The 16,906-nt window shown below is 35.4% G+C and carries 13 protein-coding genes and 2 riboswitches; of the genes, 10 read left to right on the top strand and 3 right to left on the bottom strand.

Annotation, left to right across the window (positions count from 1 at the left end):
- Positions 1 to 612, top strand: coding sequence for a response regulator transcription factor (locus tag CD29_RS16650; RefSeq protein ID WP_036189425.1), 612 nt, complete (start codon positions 1 to 3; stop codon positions 610 to 612).
- A gap of 395 nt (positions 613 to 1,007) precedes the next feature.
- On the opposite strand, the gene CD29_RS16655 is transcribed toward CD29_RS16650, so the two are convergent.
- From CD29_RS16655 to CD29_RS16665, 3 genes are all read right to left on the bottom strand, one after another.
- Complete coding sequence (locus CD29_RS16655) at positions 1,008 to 1,982, bottom strand: proline dehydrogenase family protein (protein WP_036189428.1); 975 nt, start codon at positions 1,980 to 1,982, stop codon at positions 1,008 to 1,010.
- Between the two features lie 84 nt (positions 1,983 to 2,066).
- On the bottom strand, positions 2,067 to 2,828 hold the full coding sequence (locus CD29_RS16660) for an ABC transporter permease (protein WP_036189431.1): 762 nt from the start codon (positions 2,826 to 2,828) through the stop codon (positions 2,067 to 2,069).
- Between the two features lie 2 nt (positions 2,829 to 2,830).
- A complete protein-coding gene (locus CD29_RS16665; RefSeq protein ID WP_036189434.1) occupies positions 2,831 to 3,556 on the bottom strand; it encodes an ABC transporter ATP-binding protein in 726 nt (241 codons plus the stop codon).
- Between the two features lie 147 nt (positions 3,557 to 3,703).
- Here CD29_RS16665 and CD29_RS16670 point away from each other — a divergent pair, with 147 nt between their 5' ends.
- From CD29_RS16670 to CD29_RS16710, 9 genes are all read left to right on the top strand, one after another.
- On the top strand, positions 3,704 to 5,170 hold the full coding sequence (locus CD29_RS16670) for a nicotinate phosphoribosyltransferase (RefSeq protein ID WP_036189437.1): 1,467 nt from the start codon (positions 3,704 to 3,706) through the stop codon (positions 5,168 to 5,170).
- Between the two features lie 13 nt (positions 5,171 to 5,183).
- A complete protein-coding gene (nadE, locus tag CD29_RS16675; RefSeq protein WP_036189440.1) occupies positions 5,184 to 6,011 on the top strand; it encodes an ammonia-dependent NAD(+) synthetase in 828 nt (275 codons plus the stop codon).
- 124 nt (positions 6,012 to 6,135) lie between these two features.
- Positions 6,136 to 6,480, top strand: a complete 345-nt coding sequence (locus tag CD29_RS16680; protein ID WP_036189443.1) for a hypothetical protein — start codon at positions 6,136 to 6,138, stop codon at positions 6,478 to 6,480.
- A gap of 246 nt (positions 6,481 to 6,726) precedes the next feature.
- Entirely contained in the window at positions 6,727 to 7,671 is a 945-nt protein-coding gene (locus CD29_RS16685) for an AAA family ATPase (protein WP_036189446.1), read from the top strand.
- Positions 7,668 to 8,855 (top strand): DUF58 domain-containing protein, encoded by a 1,188-nt coding sequence (locus tag CD29_RS16690; RefSeq protein WP_036189449.1) that lies wholly within the window; start codon positions 7,668 to 7,670, stop codon positions 8,853 to 8,855. Before CD29_RS16685 ends, CD29_RS16690 begins: the two co-directional genes overlap by 4 nt.
- Positions 8,852 to 11,062 (top strand): transglutaminase family protein, encoded by a 2,211-nt coding sequence (locus CD29_RS16695; RefSeq protein ID WP_052124224.1) that lies wholly within the window; start codon positions 8,852 to 8,854, stop codon positions 11,060 to 11,062. Before CD29_RS16690 ends, CD29_RS16695 begins: the two co-directional genes overlap by 4 nt.
- Before the next feature lie 33 nt (positions 11,063 to 11,095).
- Positions 11,096 to 11,197: riboswitch (purine riboswitch) on the top strand.
- 168 nt (positions 11,198 to 11,365) lie between these two features.
- Positions 11,366 to 12,679, top strand: coding sequence for a glutamine-hydrolyzing GMP synthase (guaA, locus tag CD29_RS16700; RefSeq protein WP_197061778.1), 1,314 nt, complete (start codon positions 11,366 to 11,368; stop codon positions 12,677 to 12,679).
- A 279-nt stretch (positions 12,680 to 12,958) separates the two neighbouring features.
- On the top strand, positions 12,959 to 14,509 hold the full coding sequence (guaA, locus tag CD29_RS16705; protein WP_036189455.1) for a glutamine-hydrolyzing GMP synthase: 1,551 nt from the start codon (positions 12,959 to 12,961) through the stop codon (positions 14,507 to 14,509).
- 265 nt (positions 14,510 to 14,774) lie between these two features.
- Positions 14,775 to 14,877: riboswitch (purine riboswitch) on the top strand.
- Positions 14,878 to 14,995: 118 nt separating this feature from the next.
- Positions 14,996 to 16,294 carry an NCS2 family permease gene (locus CD29_RS16710; RefSeq protein WP_036189458.1) on the top strand — a complete coding sequence of 433 codons (1,299 nt, stop codon included), beginning with the start codon at positions 14,996 to 14,998 and terminating at the stop codon, positions 16,292 to 16,294.
- Positions 16,295 to 16,906: the final 612 nt, after the last annotated feature.

The following is a 16,906-nucleotide window of genomic DNA, read 5'->3' on the forward strand; positions in this document are numbered from 1 at the left end:
TTGATACGTATTGTTATTGCTGAAGATCAAGGCATGCTTTTAGGAGCAATGAAATCACTGCTTAATATGGAAGAAGATATGGAAGTAGTGGGGCTTGCAAAAAATGGTGAAGAAGCAATTCATCTAGTGGAACAACTACAACCTGATATTTGCATTATGGATATTGAGATGCCAGTTAAAACAGGATTAGATGCAGCAGAACATTTATATTCCACACAAAGTGAATGTAAAATTATTATCCTAACAACATTTGCTAGACCGGGTTATTTTGAACGAGCTCGAAAAGCAGGTGTGAAAGGATATTTACTGAAGGATAGTCCTATTGAAGAACTTGTACAATCGATTCGAACAATTATTGGTGGGAAGCGAATTTATGCGCCTGAATTAGTTGATTTTGTTTATGAAGATGAAAGTGAAAATCCACTGACAGATCGTGAAAGTCAAGTGTTAGAGCTCGTTGCTGAAGGTAAAACAACAAAAGAAATTGCATCTGAACTTTATTTATCTACAGGTACTGTACGTAATTATATATCAACTATTTTAGACAAACTTGGAGTTGGGAATCGAATCGAAGCAATTTCAAGATTTAAAGAAAAAGGTTGGAATAAATAAGAAAAGCGGAGAACGCCTGCTCAACTCCGCGTCGGCGAAAACGCGACTTATCGCCGAAAACGCCACGTCCTGTGGCATCGTCGATATGACCAACGTCGTGTTGGCCTCTGTCGCATCGCCTACATGACCCACATCCTGTGGGCCTCAGCAACTGGCCGTTCGTTTACGCGACATCCTGTCGCACTACCGGCACTCGTACATCCATGTACTTCGGAGAAACCGACAAAAGGGCGCTCTTTGCCCTTGCAGGCGGTTTTGAAGTTGCCGAGGAGTTGGCGTTCGCAGCTAGACATTGTTCCAACTCAAAAACATATACTTTCTTATTCAATAAGAAAATAAAATGGCTACCAATCTAGGAATTTATTAGATTGATAGCCTATTTAATTGCAAATTATTTATTTTCGCTTTGTTAGACGACCTAAAACAAAAGCGGCAGCTGCTACGCCAAGTATTGTGTTTGTTTTTTTGTTAAATACTTGTTTCGTAACTAGGTTTAAATTTTGCGGACGTTCCGCTAAGCGACGCATAAAATAACCGTACCAGTCACTTCCAAATGGTACATATGTACAGAAATTGTACCCTTCTTTTGCAAGTTCTAATTGCATTTCTTTACGGAAGCCATAAAGCATTTGGAATTCAAATTTATCTTTTGAAATATTGTTATCTTTTACAAATTGTTTAACATAATTAATCACGTTATGATCATGAGTTGCAATTGATGTGAATTCACCATTTAATAAGTGATATTCTATAAGCTCAATAAAGTTTAAATCAATATCGTGTTTATCTTGATAAGCTACCTCTGCAGATTCTTTATATGCCCCTTTTACGATACGTAAACGATAATCCTTATATTTTTCAGTATATTCCTTTGCATCAAAGAAGTAAGCTTGAATAACCGTACCAATGTTGTCATAAGTTTCTGAAATTTTTTCCATTAAATCAAACGTTGGTTGTAGTCGATTATAAGTCTCTTGGTCTAAGTTAACATGCATATTATATTGGTTTGCTTTTCCTACGATTTCCATAAGGTTTTCATAACAAAAATCATAGTCAATATCTAACCCAACTTGAGACGGTTTTACTGAAATGTGTGAATTGACACCGTTTTCATGAATTGCTTCAATAACAGCTAAAATTTGTTCTTTTGCCTTAGTTGCTTCAGATCTTTCATATACAAATTCACCTAAGTTATCAACAGTACAAGAAATTCCTTGGCTATTTAATACCTTCATACTTTCAATCGCTTCTTCGATGTTCGTACCTGCTACTACAGTTTGTGCACCCAACTTTAAACCATATTTTTGCGCAGCAGAGTTTAAGTATTGATTTTCAGATAAATTAATGAAAAAGTCTCTTAATAATGGCATATATGCTAACTCCTTCTTTTTTCTAAAATTATATCATAGTTAAAAAATTGTAGTTAAATTTCTAGAATAGATTCAATTTTCCGATTATTTAGAGGTGGAGTTTTCTATATACTGAAGTCTATCATTAAAGAGAGTTGGATATGATAGAAAGCCAACTAAAATACTAGAAAGAGCTGCTGTTGTCAATAGTGCGAAAATTATAAGTATTTGAAATTGAACAGCCACTACAGGATCTGCTCCCCCGATAATTTGGCCGCTCATCATACCAGGTAATTGGACAAGGCCAATTGTCTTTTGACTTTCAATGGTTGGAATCATACTTGCTCTAATCGCGCTCTTTAGTTGCATATGAATTGCTTGCTTTGAAGTACCACCTAATGAGAGTACTAGTTCAATAGAATCTTTGGTTGCTTCAATTTCTGCAGTAAAGCGATTTAAAAATAGAATAGAAAGAACCATAGAGTTGCCTATCAACATTCCGCTGATGGGTATGATATATTGAGCAGTTGCTGGAACAATGTTTAGTCCAAGCAAAATACTTTGTGTAACAACTTCTACAATGATTAAGGTAGTAGCAATTTTCCAAGTTATTCCCTTAATTGCCTTTCCTTTTTTCCTAGCATTAAGAGTGGCTGCAACAATCATCAAAGTGATCATTAAGAACATATAGAGATAACTATCTGCATCAAATACAAATTTCAACACATAGCCAACAGCTAAAAGTTGGATAATGGAACGGACGGTTGCAACTAATGTATCTTTTTCAAGGCCAAGATTTAATGTTTTAGAAAGTATAAGTGGAATTAAGACAAAGATGAGAGTTAATGCTAATGTAGTGTATGTCATAATCAAAATTTCCCTTCAAAGAATTGTTGCACTTTACTATTTTTTGTATGCTCAAATATCGATTTATCTCCGCTTTCAACTAACTGACCTTTCATCATTACCCATATAAAATCCCCAATATCCTTTGCTTGCTGAAGGTTATGCGTAATCCATATAATTGTTACTCCGTATTCTTTATTGATTTTACGAATAAGCTGTTCAATTTCACCTTTTGATACTGGGTCAAGTGCAGATGTTATTTCGTCTAATAATAGTATTTTGGGACGGTTCATTAATGTGCGTGCAATGGCAACTTTTTGCTTTTGACCACCAGATAACTCGTATGCGTCTCTCGTTAGAAAGCTTTCATCTAGTCCTACATTATTTAACATTGAAATTGCTTCTTCCGTATGTAAATTTGACCTTTGTAACTTTATTGGTAATGCTAAATTATCAAAGACACTTCCTCGAATCATTGGGGCGTTTTGTAAAACAATGCCAACCTGTCGCCTTAAAGTCGTAGGTTCAAATTCAGTTATTGGATGTTGGTCAACAATTATTTCTCCATTCGTTGGAGAAATCAACCCATTACATAACTTAAGAAGTGTCGTTTTTCCAGCACCTGACGGACCAACAAGAGCAGTAATTTTCCCTTTATAAATTGTATCGGTAATTCCCTTTAGTATAAGAGTTTCACCCCGCTCCAAACTAATATCTTGAAATTGAATTGCTGCTCCATTTTTACTCATTTCGTTAGATCACCTCATTATATTATGCAATTTTTTAATAAAAGAATTTGTGCATTAGTATGAAACTTTAACTGTTCATATCGTTGTCGTTTTTAGCAAATAGTGTATACTATGACTAATTATGAAATTGGGAAGAAGGGGCTTCTTATGAAAACAAATTATGCAGATGATAGCTTAACATTACATACTGATCTCTATCAAATAAACATGGCCGAAAGCTATTGGGCAGATGGGATCCATAATCGCAGGGCTATCTTTGAGTTGTACTTTCGTAAATTGCCATTTGGAAACGGATATGCGATATTTGCTGGCTTAGAACGAATGCTAGATTACTTAAAGAATTTTAAATTTAGTGAAACAGATATTGAGTATTTAAAACAATTAGGATATCAAGATGATTTTATTGAATATTTAAAAACAGTTCGTTTTACAGGTACAATGCATTCTATGGTCGAAGGTGAAGTGGTTTTTGCAAACGAACCATTAGTAAGAATCGAAGCATCATTAGCTGAAGCGCAATTAATCGAAACGGCATTGTTGAACATCGTGAACTATCAAACACTTATTGCGACGAAAGCAAGTAGAATTAAACACATCATTCCAAATGATAATGCTGCAGAGTTTGGCTCAAGAAGAGCGCAAGAAATGGATGCAGCTATTTGGGGTGCGCGTGCTGCAATTATAGGTGGTTTCGATTCAACGTCGAATGTACGTGCAGGTAAACTGTTTAATATTCCGGTTTCTGGTACTCATGCGCATGCAATGGTTCAAGCGTATAAGAGTGAGTATGAAGCATTTCACTCCTATGCAAGAAGACATAAGGATTGTGTATTCTTAGTAGACACGTACAATACGTTAAAATCGGGTGTACCAAATGCGATAAGAGTAGCAAAAGAATTAGGAGACAAAATTAATTTTGTAGGTGTTCGACTAGATAGTGGTGACATCTCGTTTTTATCAAAAGAAGCACGACGTATGCTAGACGAAGCTGGTTTCCCAAATGCAAAAGTTATCGTTTCAAACGATTTAGACGAATACACAATATTGAATTTGAAAGCTCAAGGAGCGAAGGTGGACTCATGGGGCATTGGTACGAAGCTAATTACAGCTTATGATCAACCAGCGTTAGGCGCAGTATATAAAATAGTAGCGATTGAAAATGACTCAGGCGAACTAGAAGATACTATTAAAATTACAGCGAATGCTGAAAAAGTGTCGACTCCGGGCTTAAAAAATGTATTCCGTATAATTAATAAAGAGAACGGAAAAGCAGAAGGCGATTATATTGCAATGGTAGATGAAAATCCAGAATCAGAAGAACGCATTAAAATGTTCCATCCAGTTCATACATTCATCTCTAAATTTGTAACAAACTTTGAAGCTCAAAATCTGCATCAAAAAGTTATAGAAAATGGAACTATTATATATAACAGTCCTTCTGTTTTGGAAATGAAGAACTATGCCTTAGAAAGATTAAATTTATTGTGGGATGAATACAAACGTTCACTAAACCCTGAGGAATACCCTGTTGATCTTAGTCAAAAATGTTGGGATAACAAGATGAGAAATATACAAGAAGTTCGTAATATGGTTCATAACATGGAGAACTATTAAGGAGGGCTGACCCTTGGACAATTTGCAAAAAGGTATTATAGAAGAATTGAAAGTATTACCACAAATACAACCTGAAGATGAAGTGCGTAAATCAGTAGAATTCTTAAAAGCCTACGCTAAAAAGCATACATTTCTAAGGTCATTTGTCATCGCAATAAGCGGTGGGCAAGACTCTACTCTAGTAGGTAAACTAATTCAAATAGCTGTAAATGAGTTAAATGAAGAAGTTGGTAAACAACAGTATGCTACAATCGCTGTTCGTCTTCCATACGGTACTCAAGCAGATGAACAAGACGCTCAAGACGCACTTCAATTTATAGAACCAACTAAACTAATTACAGTAAATATTAAACCAGCTGTCGATGCAAGCGTGAAAGCTTTAAAAGAGGCTGGGGTTGAATTAAGCGATTTCGCTAAAGGAAACGAAAAAGCTCGTGAGCGTATGAAAGCTCAATATTCAATCGCGTCAATGAATGATGGGGTCGTAGTAGGGACTGACCATGCGGCTGAAGCTATAACAGGTTTTTATACAAAGTATGGTGATGGCGGGGTAGATTTAACACCAATTTTCCGTTTAAATAAACGTCAAGGTAGGCAAATATTAGCTTACTTAGATTGTCCTGAACATCTTTATTTGAAAACACCAACAGCGGATTTAGAAGAAGAACGACCAGCACTTCCTGATGAAACAGCTTTAGGTGTAACATACGATGTAATTGATGATTATTTAGAAGGAAAAGAAGTTCCTGAAAAAGCACGTAAAGTAATTGAGGGACATTATTTAAGATCCCAGCATAAACGTCATACACCTATCACAATATTTGATGACTTTTGGAAATAACAATTAAAGAATGAATGTATAACCAGGCCAGGTAAAATTTAGCCTGGTTTTTCTTTATTTTGAGCATAAATTACCGATATGAATAATATAATATAAGATCGCCTGAAAGGAGGTAAGTGTAAAGATGAGAACTTCACGGGTTCACTCGATTACGAGTAGTGTTTTTCGTAACTCTCGACAATATTTACAAACGAATGAACGAATTTTTAGATTGATAGATGAAGGAGAAGCAAATAGACAATCGTCCAGTCAACAACAGAATGGTAGTCAAAAAAGGGAGTCATCTGCCCGAAATCCACAAGCCCCTATAAAGCGGTTTAGAAAACAAGAGAAAAGTATAATAATAAGTGGAGTTCATAGTGATGCACAATCTGTTGCAAATCGTCATAATCGTCTTTTAGAAAAGACTTCGAATCTAAAACACACAAGTAAGAAGTCTCAAATAAACACTTACCGCTCATCGATCTAAATAAATGTCTTATGTAAAAGCTAGAATTTAAGTCTGTCTCTAAAAAGAAACAGGCTTTTTTGTTTAAGACTGTATAAATTTAACATGTATAGATAAGTTTAAGAATATATATTATTTGTTACATTTTGTAAAAATAAATTAAATCCAATTCTATTAGTTGTTTTCAATCTTGGATTTAGTTATGCTTTAAATATATTTTTTTGTAAATTCTGACTACTGTTGCGCCGGATTGGGAGGTTTGGTAATATGCATCAAAAAATAGAAGAGGTTATAAGTAATATCGAGAAAGTCATGATAGGTAAACGAGAAGTTGCTCAGTTGAGCGTTATTGCAATGCTTGCAGGTGGACATGTACTACTTGAAGACGTTCCAGGTGTCGGTAAAACAATGATGGTACGTGCACTCGCAAAATCCATGGGACTAGAGTTTAAACGTATTCAATTTACCCCTGATTTACTTCCTTCAGATGTGATTGGTGTTTCAATATATAACCCGAAAACATTACAATTTGAATTTAGACCGGGTCCGATCTTAGGTAATATCATTTTGGCTGATGAAATAAACAGAACTTCTCCAAAAACACAATCCGCATTGTTAGAAAGTATGGAAGAGGCCTCAATTTCCATTGATGGTCAAACAATTCAAATTCCAAAACCATTCTTTGTAATGGCAACGCAAAACCCCATCGAATATGAAGGGACATATCCATTGCCAGAAGCACAGCTTGATCGATTTATGTTAAAGATAAGAATGGGGTATCCAACGCCACAAGAAGAAGTGGAAGTGCTTCGTCGTGCTGAAAATAAGCAGCCAATCACAACACTAGATTCCGTTATTTCTTTAGATGAACTATTAGAGCTGCAAGAAGAAGTAAAAGCGGTTTATGTAGAGGATTCTATAAAAGCATATATTGTACAAATTGCTAGAGCAACAAGAAAAGTAAGTGAGGTATATCTTGGTGTTAGCCCACGTGCTTCAATAGCACTTATGAAAGCATCTCAAGCTTTTGCAAAAATGAACAATCGTGATTATGTTATACCGGATGATGTTCAATATTTAGTACCTTATGTATTTGCTCACCGAATCATTTTGAGACCTGAAGCAAGATATGATGGGATTACACAGGAAGCAATTTTAAACCGTATCATTAACAAAGCCATCGTTCCGATTAAAAGGTATGCTGAGAAATGAGCAAGGTAAAACCTGTCTTTAAAAAAATAAGTAGTCTTATCGTAATTTTGCTGTTAATAATCATTACATTTAGTTATGCCATGTTTCAAGGTGGATTCGTGAGTTGGTTCCTTTTTTATTCACTTATTCCTTTTTTACTGTACTCATTTTCACTAGCTCTTGTACCCATTAATATCCAAAATGTTCATAGAGAAATAATGCCTTCGGTTGTTGAAAGAGGAGATAGTGTACGTGTTACTATCCATTTTCAAAATAAAACTTGGTTTCCATTGATTTTTTTAACAGTTCGTGAAATCGATCTAGAAAAACAGTTTTTCGATAAGGCAACAGGCAACATTAGTAATATATTTTTTGTCGGTTGGAAAAGGAAATTCGAATGGACGTATGAAATAAGAAACTTGAATAGGGGTCAATTTACTTTTCAAGGGTTAGAGTTTACTGTAACAGATTTTTTTGGATGGACGGTACGTAAAAAAAGAACCAATGATACACAAAGTTTTACTGTGTATCCAAGAGTTACAGAATTAAAATATCAACAAATACAAATGCAATATGACCAAGGTGGTATTGCATCGGTAGTCCCTATTGTAAAAGATACGAGTATGGTAACAGGAGTCCGGGATTACCAAGCGGGAGACCGTTTCTCGTGGATCCATTGGAAGTCGTTTGCAAAGAATGAGACACTACGAACGAAGGAATTTGAAGATCGTACAACGCAGCATATTTTCTTGTGTATCGATCGAACGCATTTTTACAATTTTGAAGAAGTTGTAGATCTATCTGCATCGATTTTAAGAAGTGTTGTAAAGAATCAAGGTGATATTTCATTCTTATCCTATGGTGATACGAGAAGTTTTTTCCCTAATATTAAAACTCAAAGCCAGTTTCAAAAGGTGCTAAAACATTTAGCCACTGTTTTGCCTGATGCTACTGATTCTATTTATTCTATTCTTACAAAAGAGTTAAATCATTTAAGTTCCTCTACGTTTATATTTATTACGGGCAATTTTTCAGATGAAATGTCACATTTCTTTATGAATAGTTCAAATTTAATGCGTGGAGCAATTTGTTTTGTAGTTGATGATGGTAATATGCTTACAAAAAGAAATTATCCAAATGTAAAAGTGATTACACTATCAAAAGAACATTTTAAAAATGCTTTCACGGAGGTGTCGAAGCCGTGAAAACAAATAACTTTCACTATATGGAGCTCGCACTCTATTACATTGTAGTTTTTTTTATTTTACAAGAGTGGTTAATTCCTATTTTAGAACTGACAAAAACAGGTCACATGGAGTTAATTCTATTATTTATAGGTGTTTGTTTAATTATTAGCTTATTTAATGTCCACTTTATTATTTCATGGATTATTAAGTTAGCTTATATTGCATGGTTTATAACGGATGTTTATGAAGACTTATCTATTCTATCAACAGATGGCCTATTGTTTTTACTTTCAGAAATGCATTATAACATTGTCACTGTCTTTAGTGGTAGATGGCTAGAAATTACGGATCCGTTCCGAACGTTTTTATTCTTTATATTAATCTGGATGTTAATCTATCTAATTCATTATTGGATTACTATAAGAAAAACAATTTTTTACTTCCTTGTATTAACGATTTTCTTTATCGCAACATTAGATACTTTTACAGAGTATGATGGCAATTATGCAATGATTAAGATTGTTTTACTTGGATTGATAATGACAGTATTTTTATATGTTAAAGGCTTAATTGTACAAGCTGGTATTACACTTCAGTGGCACAAGTACGTAAAACTGGTTATGCCTACAATTCTCATAATAGGATTAGTAAGCATACTAGGAATCACTCTGCCAAAATCAGAACCAATTTGGCCAGACCCAGTACCATTTATAAAATCGGCAACCGGTCAAGGTGATGGTGTTGAAGGTGGTAACGGAGTATCAAAAGTTGGCTACGGAACAAACGATAGTAGGCTTGGTGGGGCGTTTGTTGCAGACGACACAGTAGTGTTTTTAGCGCAAGCTGACTCTAAACAGTATTGGCGTGTGGAAACGAAAGACACTTACACATCAAAAGGATGGGAACAGTCTGTTACTACACCAACAGAATCAGTGTATTTTAACTTGAATGAAGATATCAATTATTCTATACCAACAGGAACTGATGAAAGTGCGAAGGTAGCTCATATTACACAAATCAACCCATTTGACTTTATTATGCAACCATATGGAATGAAGCGAGTGGAACTAAATCCAGATGATTTAGAAAATCATTCTGAAATTGGGTTGATCATGAATACAAACACTGAAAAAATTTATCCTTATGGTGATAATAAAATCTTAAAGTTAGAGAGATATAGTGTTGTGTATAGTAAGCCATCTTTGCTCTATAGCCAATTACAGAGTGAACCATCTGTACCAATCGACCCTATTGTCTTTGAACCGTATCTGCAGCTTCCAGATACATTACCTGATCGTGTAGTAGATCTGGCAAATGATGTTGTAAGAAGTGCTAAAACACCATATCAAAAGGCTAGGGCAATCGAAAGCTATTTTGCTAGAAGTGGATTCCGATATGAGACGGATGACGTTGCAATCCCTACTGCCGGGCAGGATTATGTAGATCAATTCTTGTTTGAAACGAAGTTAGGTTATTGCGACAATTTTTCAACTTCAATGGTAGTGATGTTACGTTCGGTTGGTATTCCAGCTCGTTGGGTAAAAGGGTTTATGGGTGGAGAAATTGTTGATACTAGTGGTGGGTTAAAAACTTACGAAGTAACAAATAATAATGCTCACTCTTGGGTTGAAGCCTATATTCCAGATGTCGGTTGGGTTAACTTTGAGCCAACAATTGGTTTTTCTAATATGCGTTCAATCGAATTTGATATTGAAACGACGAATCCAGAAGACGAATTAGTTCTTGAGGAAGAAGAACGTACAGTAGAAGAACTAGAAAGAGAACGTGAACAACAACCTACGACAAAAGAAAATAACTCAAACTTCTTCGTTGATTTTATAGATATGATAAATAAAAATCACATACTGTTTGTAGTCATTAATCTTTCTATACTAGTAGCGGGAATATTATTATTAATCTCCCGCAAAAAATGGTTACCGAAATTGTATGTATTTATGAATCGAAATAAACCGATGGACGAAACAAATTTCGAAACAATGTTTACCAAATTGTTAAAAGCACTTGAGTTTAAAGGGTTTAAACGAAAACATGACCAAACACTACAATCCTTTGCGAAGGAAGTCGATAGTGTTCTTGGGACTAAAAAAATGTCTGAAATTACTCACATATACGAACAATTTATCTATGGAAAACAACAAGAGGAAATCGACTTTAATAAAATGAAAGAAATTTGGGAATTTTTAATCAATCGTAGAATCAGTTGATTTTACATTATAGTAGGGGTAAAATTTAGTGAAAATAATATGAACGGATGCCTTCATATAAGTCCGATAATATGGTTCGGATGTTTCTACTAAGTTACCTTAAACAACTTATCTATGACGGCAGGTAGGCGTGTACCTTTTGGTTACGTCTACCTGCTTATATATATGATGAGGAGGACGCGTAGAAAAACTTATGTAAATTGGTTTTTCTATGCGTTTTTCGTATTTTAGGTGCCCTATTCGAATCGTTTGAAAAGGTATAAAACCGAAATATTACTGAATTAAATATTACTAGGAGGTTGTATCAGATTGAAGCAAGATAATATTTTAATATTAGATTTAGGTAGTAGTGATAATACAACGATTGCTCGTTGGATTCGTGATTTAGGGGTATATAGTGAAATTCATCCTCATGACATTACTGCTCAAAATATAAATAGTTTAAAAACAGTAAAAGGGATTATTCTGAACGGTGGTAAAAATAATATTGTAGATGGCGAAGCTATCGACGTATTAGATGAAATTTACGATTTAGGTATTCCTGTTATTAGTGTGAAGCATGCTTCTACGAAAGCCTCAAAAACTTTCCCGGCTTGGCCAACTACAGAAGAAGAAACGAAAGCTTTATTAAAAGAATTTGTGTTCGATACGTGTAAAGCAGAAGCAAACTGGAACATGAAAAACTTTATTGAAGATCAAGTAGCGAAAGTACGGGACCAAATCGGTGACAAAAAAGTACTATTAGCACTTTCTGGCGGTGTCGATTCTTCAGTTGTAGCTGCATTATTAATTAAAGCAATCGGTAAGCAACTGGTTTGCGTACATGTAAACCATGGCTTAATGCGTAAGAATGAATCTGAAGGCGTTATCGCAATGTTCGAAAAAGACTTAGAAGAAAACCTTATTTATGTTGATGCGAGCGAGCGATTCTTAGGTAAATTAAAAGGTGTAAGTGAGCCAGAAGAAAAGCGCAAAATCATCGGTATCGAGTTTATTCGCGTATTTGAAGAAGAAGCTCGTAAGCTTGAAGGAATTGATTTCTTAGCACAAGGAACAATTTATCCTGATATCGTGGAATCAGGTACGAAAACTCATAAAGTTGTAAAATCTCACCATAACGTAGGTGGCTTGCCAGAGGATTTACAATTCGAATTAGTTGAGCCTCTATACCAGTTATTCAAAGACGAAGTACGAGCATGTGGGGTTGAGCTTGGTTTACCACATGACATGGTATACCGTCAGCCGTTCCCAGGTCCAGGTCTTGGCGTACGTTGCTTAGGTGAAATTGAACCAGAGCGTCTTGAAGCAGTACGTGAATCAGATGCAATTTTACGAGAAGAATTCGCAAAAGCTGGTTTAGATAAAACAGTGTGGCAATACTTCACAGTTGTACCGAATTTTAAATCGGTAGGTGTACGTAACAACGAGCGTACGTATGAATATCCAGTAATTATCCGTGCGGTAAATACAATCGATGCAATGACAGCTTCTGTCGAGCAGATTGACTGGCCAATCTTATTGAAAATTACAGACCGAATTATTAATGAAGTAAAGAACGTAAACCGAGTGTGCTACGACCTATCACCAAAGCCAGGCGGCACAATCGAATGGGAGTAAACGCTCACTAAATTTTCGAAGAGTAACTCCCGCCGCAGAAGTTTCTCGCGTTAGCTAGGATTTTGTTTGCGCGCAAGAGCCAAGCGGTTCAAAAAAACTACCATACTGGAGGTAAAATCATTTATCCATAGCACGAGAATATCTATGTAATGGTAATTTGGTCGTGTTTCTATAAATATTTTACCCTTTTCCCTTGAAGGGTGTGTCTTAAAAAAATAATATAGACACATCCTTTTTGTGATAATAAAATATATAAACAAACTAGAAGAGGTGTAAATCATGGTAACTCCCTTACTAAAAGAGCAAGAAAAAATCGTCGTACTTGATTTCGGTAGCCAATTTAATCAATTGATTACACGTCGTATTCGTGAATTTGGCGTATTCTCAGAATTACATCCGCACACAATTACCGCAGAAGAAATTAAAGATATGAATGTTGTAGGGATCGTCTTTTCAGGTGGTCCAAACTCGGTTTATGATGACAACGCATATAAAGTAGACCCAGCTATTTTTAATTTAGGTTTACCGATTTTAGGTATTTGCTACGGCATGCAACTGATTGCGCACACACAAGGTGGTAAAGTTGAATCTGCAGCAACACGTGAATACGGTAAAGCTGAATTAACAGTAACCACTGAAAACAACCTATTCGGTGATTTACCGAAGGAGCAAATTGTTTGGATGTCCCATGGTGACCATGTAACAGAAGTACCAACTGGCTTTGAAGTCATTGCAACGAGTCCATCTTGTCATATTGCAGCAATGGCAGATGCATCACGCAAATTATATGCTGTCCAATTCCACCCAGAAGTACGTCACTCAGTACATGGTAACGACTTATTGCGTAATTTCGTATTCAACGTTTGTGGAGCGAAAGGTGACTGGTCAATGGCCAATTTTATCGAAATTGAAATCGCGAAAATTCGTGAACAAGTTGGTGATAAAAAAGTACTTTGTGCATTATCTGGTGGAGTGGATTCTTCTGTAGTAGCTGTATTAATCCATAAAGCCATTGGTGACCAGTTAACATGTATGTTTGTTGACCATAACCTAAACCGTAAAGGTGAAGTTGAACAAGTGATGAAGACATTCACAGAAGACTTTGATATGAAGGTTATAAAAATTGATGCACGTGAACGCTTCATGTGCAAACTTGCAGGTGTTACAGATCCAGAGAAAAAACGTAAAATTATTGGTAATGAATTTATTTATGTATTTGATGAAGAATCATCAAAATTAGAAGATATGGATTTCCTTGCACAAGGTACTCTTTATACAGACATTATTGAATCTGGTACTGCAACAGCACAAACGATTAAATCGCACCATAATGTTGGTGGACTTCCAGAAGATATGAAATTCACTCTTATTGAACCTTTAAATACTTTATTTAAAGATGAAGTGCGTGCTTTAGGGTTAGAGCTTGGCCTTCCTGAAGAAGTTGTTTGGCGTCAACCATTCCCAGGACCTGGATTAGGAATTCGTGTACTTGGAGAGGTAACAGAGGAAAAATTAGAAATCGTTCGTGATGCAGACTTTATCCTACGTGAGGAAATTAAAAAGGCTGGCCTTGATCGTGACATTTGGCAGTACTTCGCTGTTTTACCTGACATCCGTTCTGTAGGGGTAATGGGCGATGCTCGTACGTATGACTACTCTGTTGGTATCCGTGCAGTAACATCTATTGACGGAATGACTTCTGACTGGGCACGTATCCCTTGGGACGTGTTAGAAAAAATCTCAGTTCGTATCGTTAACGAAGTAAAACACGTTAACCGCGTGCTGTATGATATTACGTCTAAGCCACCTGCAACAATTGAATGGGAATAATAATAAAATTAGATGCGATGAACCCCTTGATTACTTCAGATTGAAGTGATCGGGGGTTCTTTTTTGTAGAAGAAAATAGAGGTGAGATATGGTGTGTGAAATAACTGGTGTTGATTCTAATATAGTAAGTCGGAATTATAAGTAATATTCACAGTCAAGGGGAATATTTGGTGAATTTTTTAAATATTAACGAACTATATTTTAAATTTCTTGAAAAATGTTCGTAAATGGGATTGAAAATTGAAATGTATGATGATATAGTACTAACGTAAATTAAATATTTCGTCGTATAATGTCGAGAATAAGGCTCGAAAGTTTCTACCAAACTACCAGTAAATAGTTTGACTACGACTATTCATTCTAGATGCAATTATTCTTTTTTTCTTTTTTTCAATCTAGAGTCAGTAGAGATCGGTAGGCATGCGACTTCAATCAAGTTGTATGTCTTTTATTTTTGACATTTGGACGACAATACGGAGGATAACAATGAAAAAGTATTTCCAATTTGAAGAACTTGGAACAAATTATCGTCGTGAGATTTTAGGTGGTTTAACAACATTCCTATCGATGGCGTATATTCTTGCTGTAAATCCAGGAATGCTCTCTGAAGCCGGTATGGATTATAACGCTGTTTTTGTTGCTACTGCATTAGCTGCTGCAGTCGGTAGTTTATTTATGGGGATTATTGCTAAGTATCCAATTGCTTTGGCACCGGGTATGGGACTGAATGCCTTCTTTGCGTTTTCAGTTGTATTAGGAATGGGAATGCCATGGCAAACTGCTTTAACAGGCGTACTATTCTCAGGACTTATCTTTATAGTTTTATCTTTGAGCGGTATTCGGGAAACGATCATTAATGCGATTCCAGCGCAGCTAAAGTATGTTGTAGGTGCAGGTATCGGGTTATTCATTGCTTATGTTGGACTACAAAGTGCGGGTATTATTGTAGATGGTGCAACATTAACAGGATTAGGAAACATCACTAGTGGGGCTACGTTACTAGCGGTATTTGGAGTTGTTGTAACAGCAATCTTAATGGCTAAGAAAATTAGTGGTGGAATTTTCTATGGAATGGTTATTACTGCTGTAGTAGGTATGATTTTTGGTTTAGTTAAATTACCTGGAGGGATTATTTCTCCAATACCAGATGTAAGTCCGACATTCGGTGCAGCATTCCAAGCTTTCTTAGATCCTGGTGCACTTCTTAATTTAGATTTCTTAGTTGTAGTATTAACTTTCTTATTTGTAGATTTCTTTGATACTGCTGGAACATTAATGGCAGTTGCAGGTCAAGCTGGTTTAGTTAAAGATAATAAATTACCTAGAGCAGGAAATGCTTTACTTGCTGATTCATTAGCAACTGTAACAGGTGCAATCTTTGGTACTTCTACAACAACTTCATATGTAGAATCGACTGCGGGGGTTGCTGCAGGTGCTAGAACAGGTTTTGCATCTGTTGTAACTGGAGTTTTATTCTTACTTGCTTTATTCTTCTCACCGGTGTTAGCGGTTGTAACGAGTGCCGTTACAGCACCAGCATTAATTATCGTAGGGGCATTGATGGTATCATCTTTGAAAAATATTGAGTGGGATAAAATCGAAATTGCAATTCCGGCATTCTTAGTATTAATCTTCATGCCACTAAGTTATTCTATTGCTACTGGTATAGCTGTTGGATTTATCTTCTATCCTATTACAATGATTGTAGCGGGTAGAGCAAAAGAGATTCATCCTATAATGTATGGTCTATTTGTAATCTTCCTTTGTTACTTTATTTTCTTGTAACTACAATGACACAAACTTTAACTCAATAACGTATATTACTTTAGAAGTGTAGACAAAAATGTTCAATCTATTTTGTCTACATTTCTTTTTGGTTATAAGTGTAGTGTATGGATTCAGATTTTTGAATAAATGAAACAATAAACATGTGGAGTAATATAAGATTCTACTATGTAATATGTAATGCTAAATATTTTAATAGGAAGAGTATTAACATCTAATACTAAATTATAGGATTCCCGATCTCTAAAATTTAATAAAAGTAGTCTGAATTAATTTACTTTTCACTTCCCCCTTGCAAAAGTGAGTATAGGCTAGTATAGTAATCAATGTTGCTTATGCGAAAGCCAATAAGTAGGTAACAAGAGAAATACAAGATATTAAAGTATTAACATTGTCTCAACAAAATTTAAAATAATAGTTGACGCAACGAATGATAAATGATATTATTAAAAAGTTGCTGTTGAGAAACGGCGATATGAACCTTGAAAACTGAACAACAAAACGTTAATGAATTAAACGTTTCTATTATAGAAACAAAATTTGGACATCGAGATTGATGCCAGCAAAATTTGAGCTTTATCAAATTTTCTTTTATGGAGAGTTTGATCCTGG

Origin of the sequence: Ureibacillus manganicus DSM 26584 (genome assembly GCF_000772945.1) — a bacterium.
GTDB lineage: Bacteria > Bacillota > Bacilli > Bacillales_A > Planococcaceae > Ureibacillus > Ureibacillus manganicus.

Excerpts from the sequence above, each read along its gene's own strand:
- CD29_RS16655 (WP_036189428.1), bottom strand. The coding sequence starts at position 1,982 with ATGCCATTATTAAGAGACTTTTTCATTAATTTATCTGAAAATCAATAC.
- CD29_RS16660 (WP_036189431.1), bottom strand. The coding sequence starts at position 2,828 with ATGACATACACTACATTAGCATTAACTCTCATCTTTGTCTTAATTCCA.
- CD29_RS16665 (WP_036189434.1), bottom strand. The coding sequence starts at position 3,556 with ATGAGTAAAAATGGAGCAGCAATTCAATTTCAAGATATTAGTTTGGAG.
- CD29_RS16670 (WP_036189437.1), top strand. The coding sequence starts at position 3,704 with ATGAAAACAAATTATGCAGATGATAGCTTAACATTACATACTGATCTC.
- CD29_RS16680 (WP_036189443.1), top strand. The coding sequence starts at position 6,136 with ATGAGAACTTCACGGGTTCACTCGATTACGAGTAGTGTTTTTCGTAAC.
- CD29_RS16685 (WP_036189446.1), top strand. The coding sequence starts at position 6,727 with ATGCATCAAAAAATAGAAGAGGTTATAAGTAATATCGAGAAAGTCATG.
- CD29_RS16690 (WP_036189449.1), top strand. The coding sequence starts at position 7,668 with ATGAGCAAGGTAAAACCTGTCTTTAAAAAAATAAGTAGTCTTATCGTA.
- guaA (WP_036189455.1), top strand. The coding sequence starts at position 12,959 with ATGGTAACTCCCTTACTAAAAGAGCAAGAAAAAATCGTCGTACTTGAT.
- CD29_RS16710 (WP_036189458.1), top strand. The coding sequence starts at position 14,996 with ATGAAAAAGTATTTCCAATTTGAAGAACTTGGAACAAATTATCGTCGT.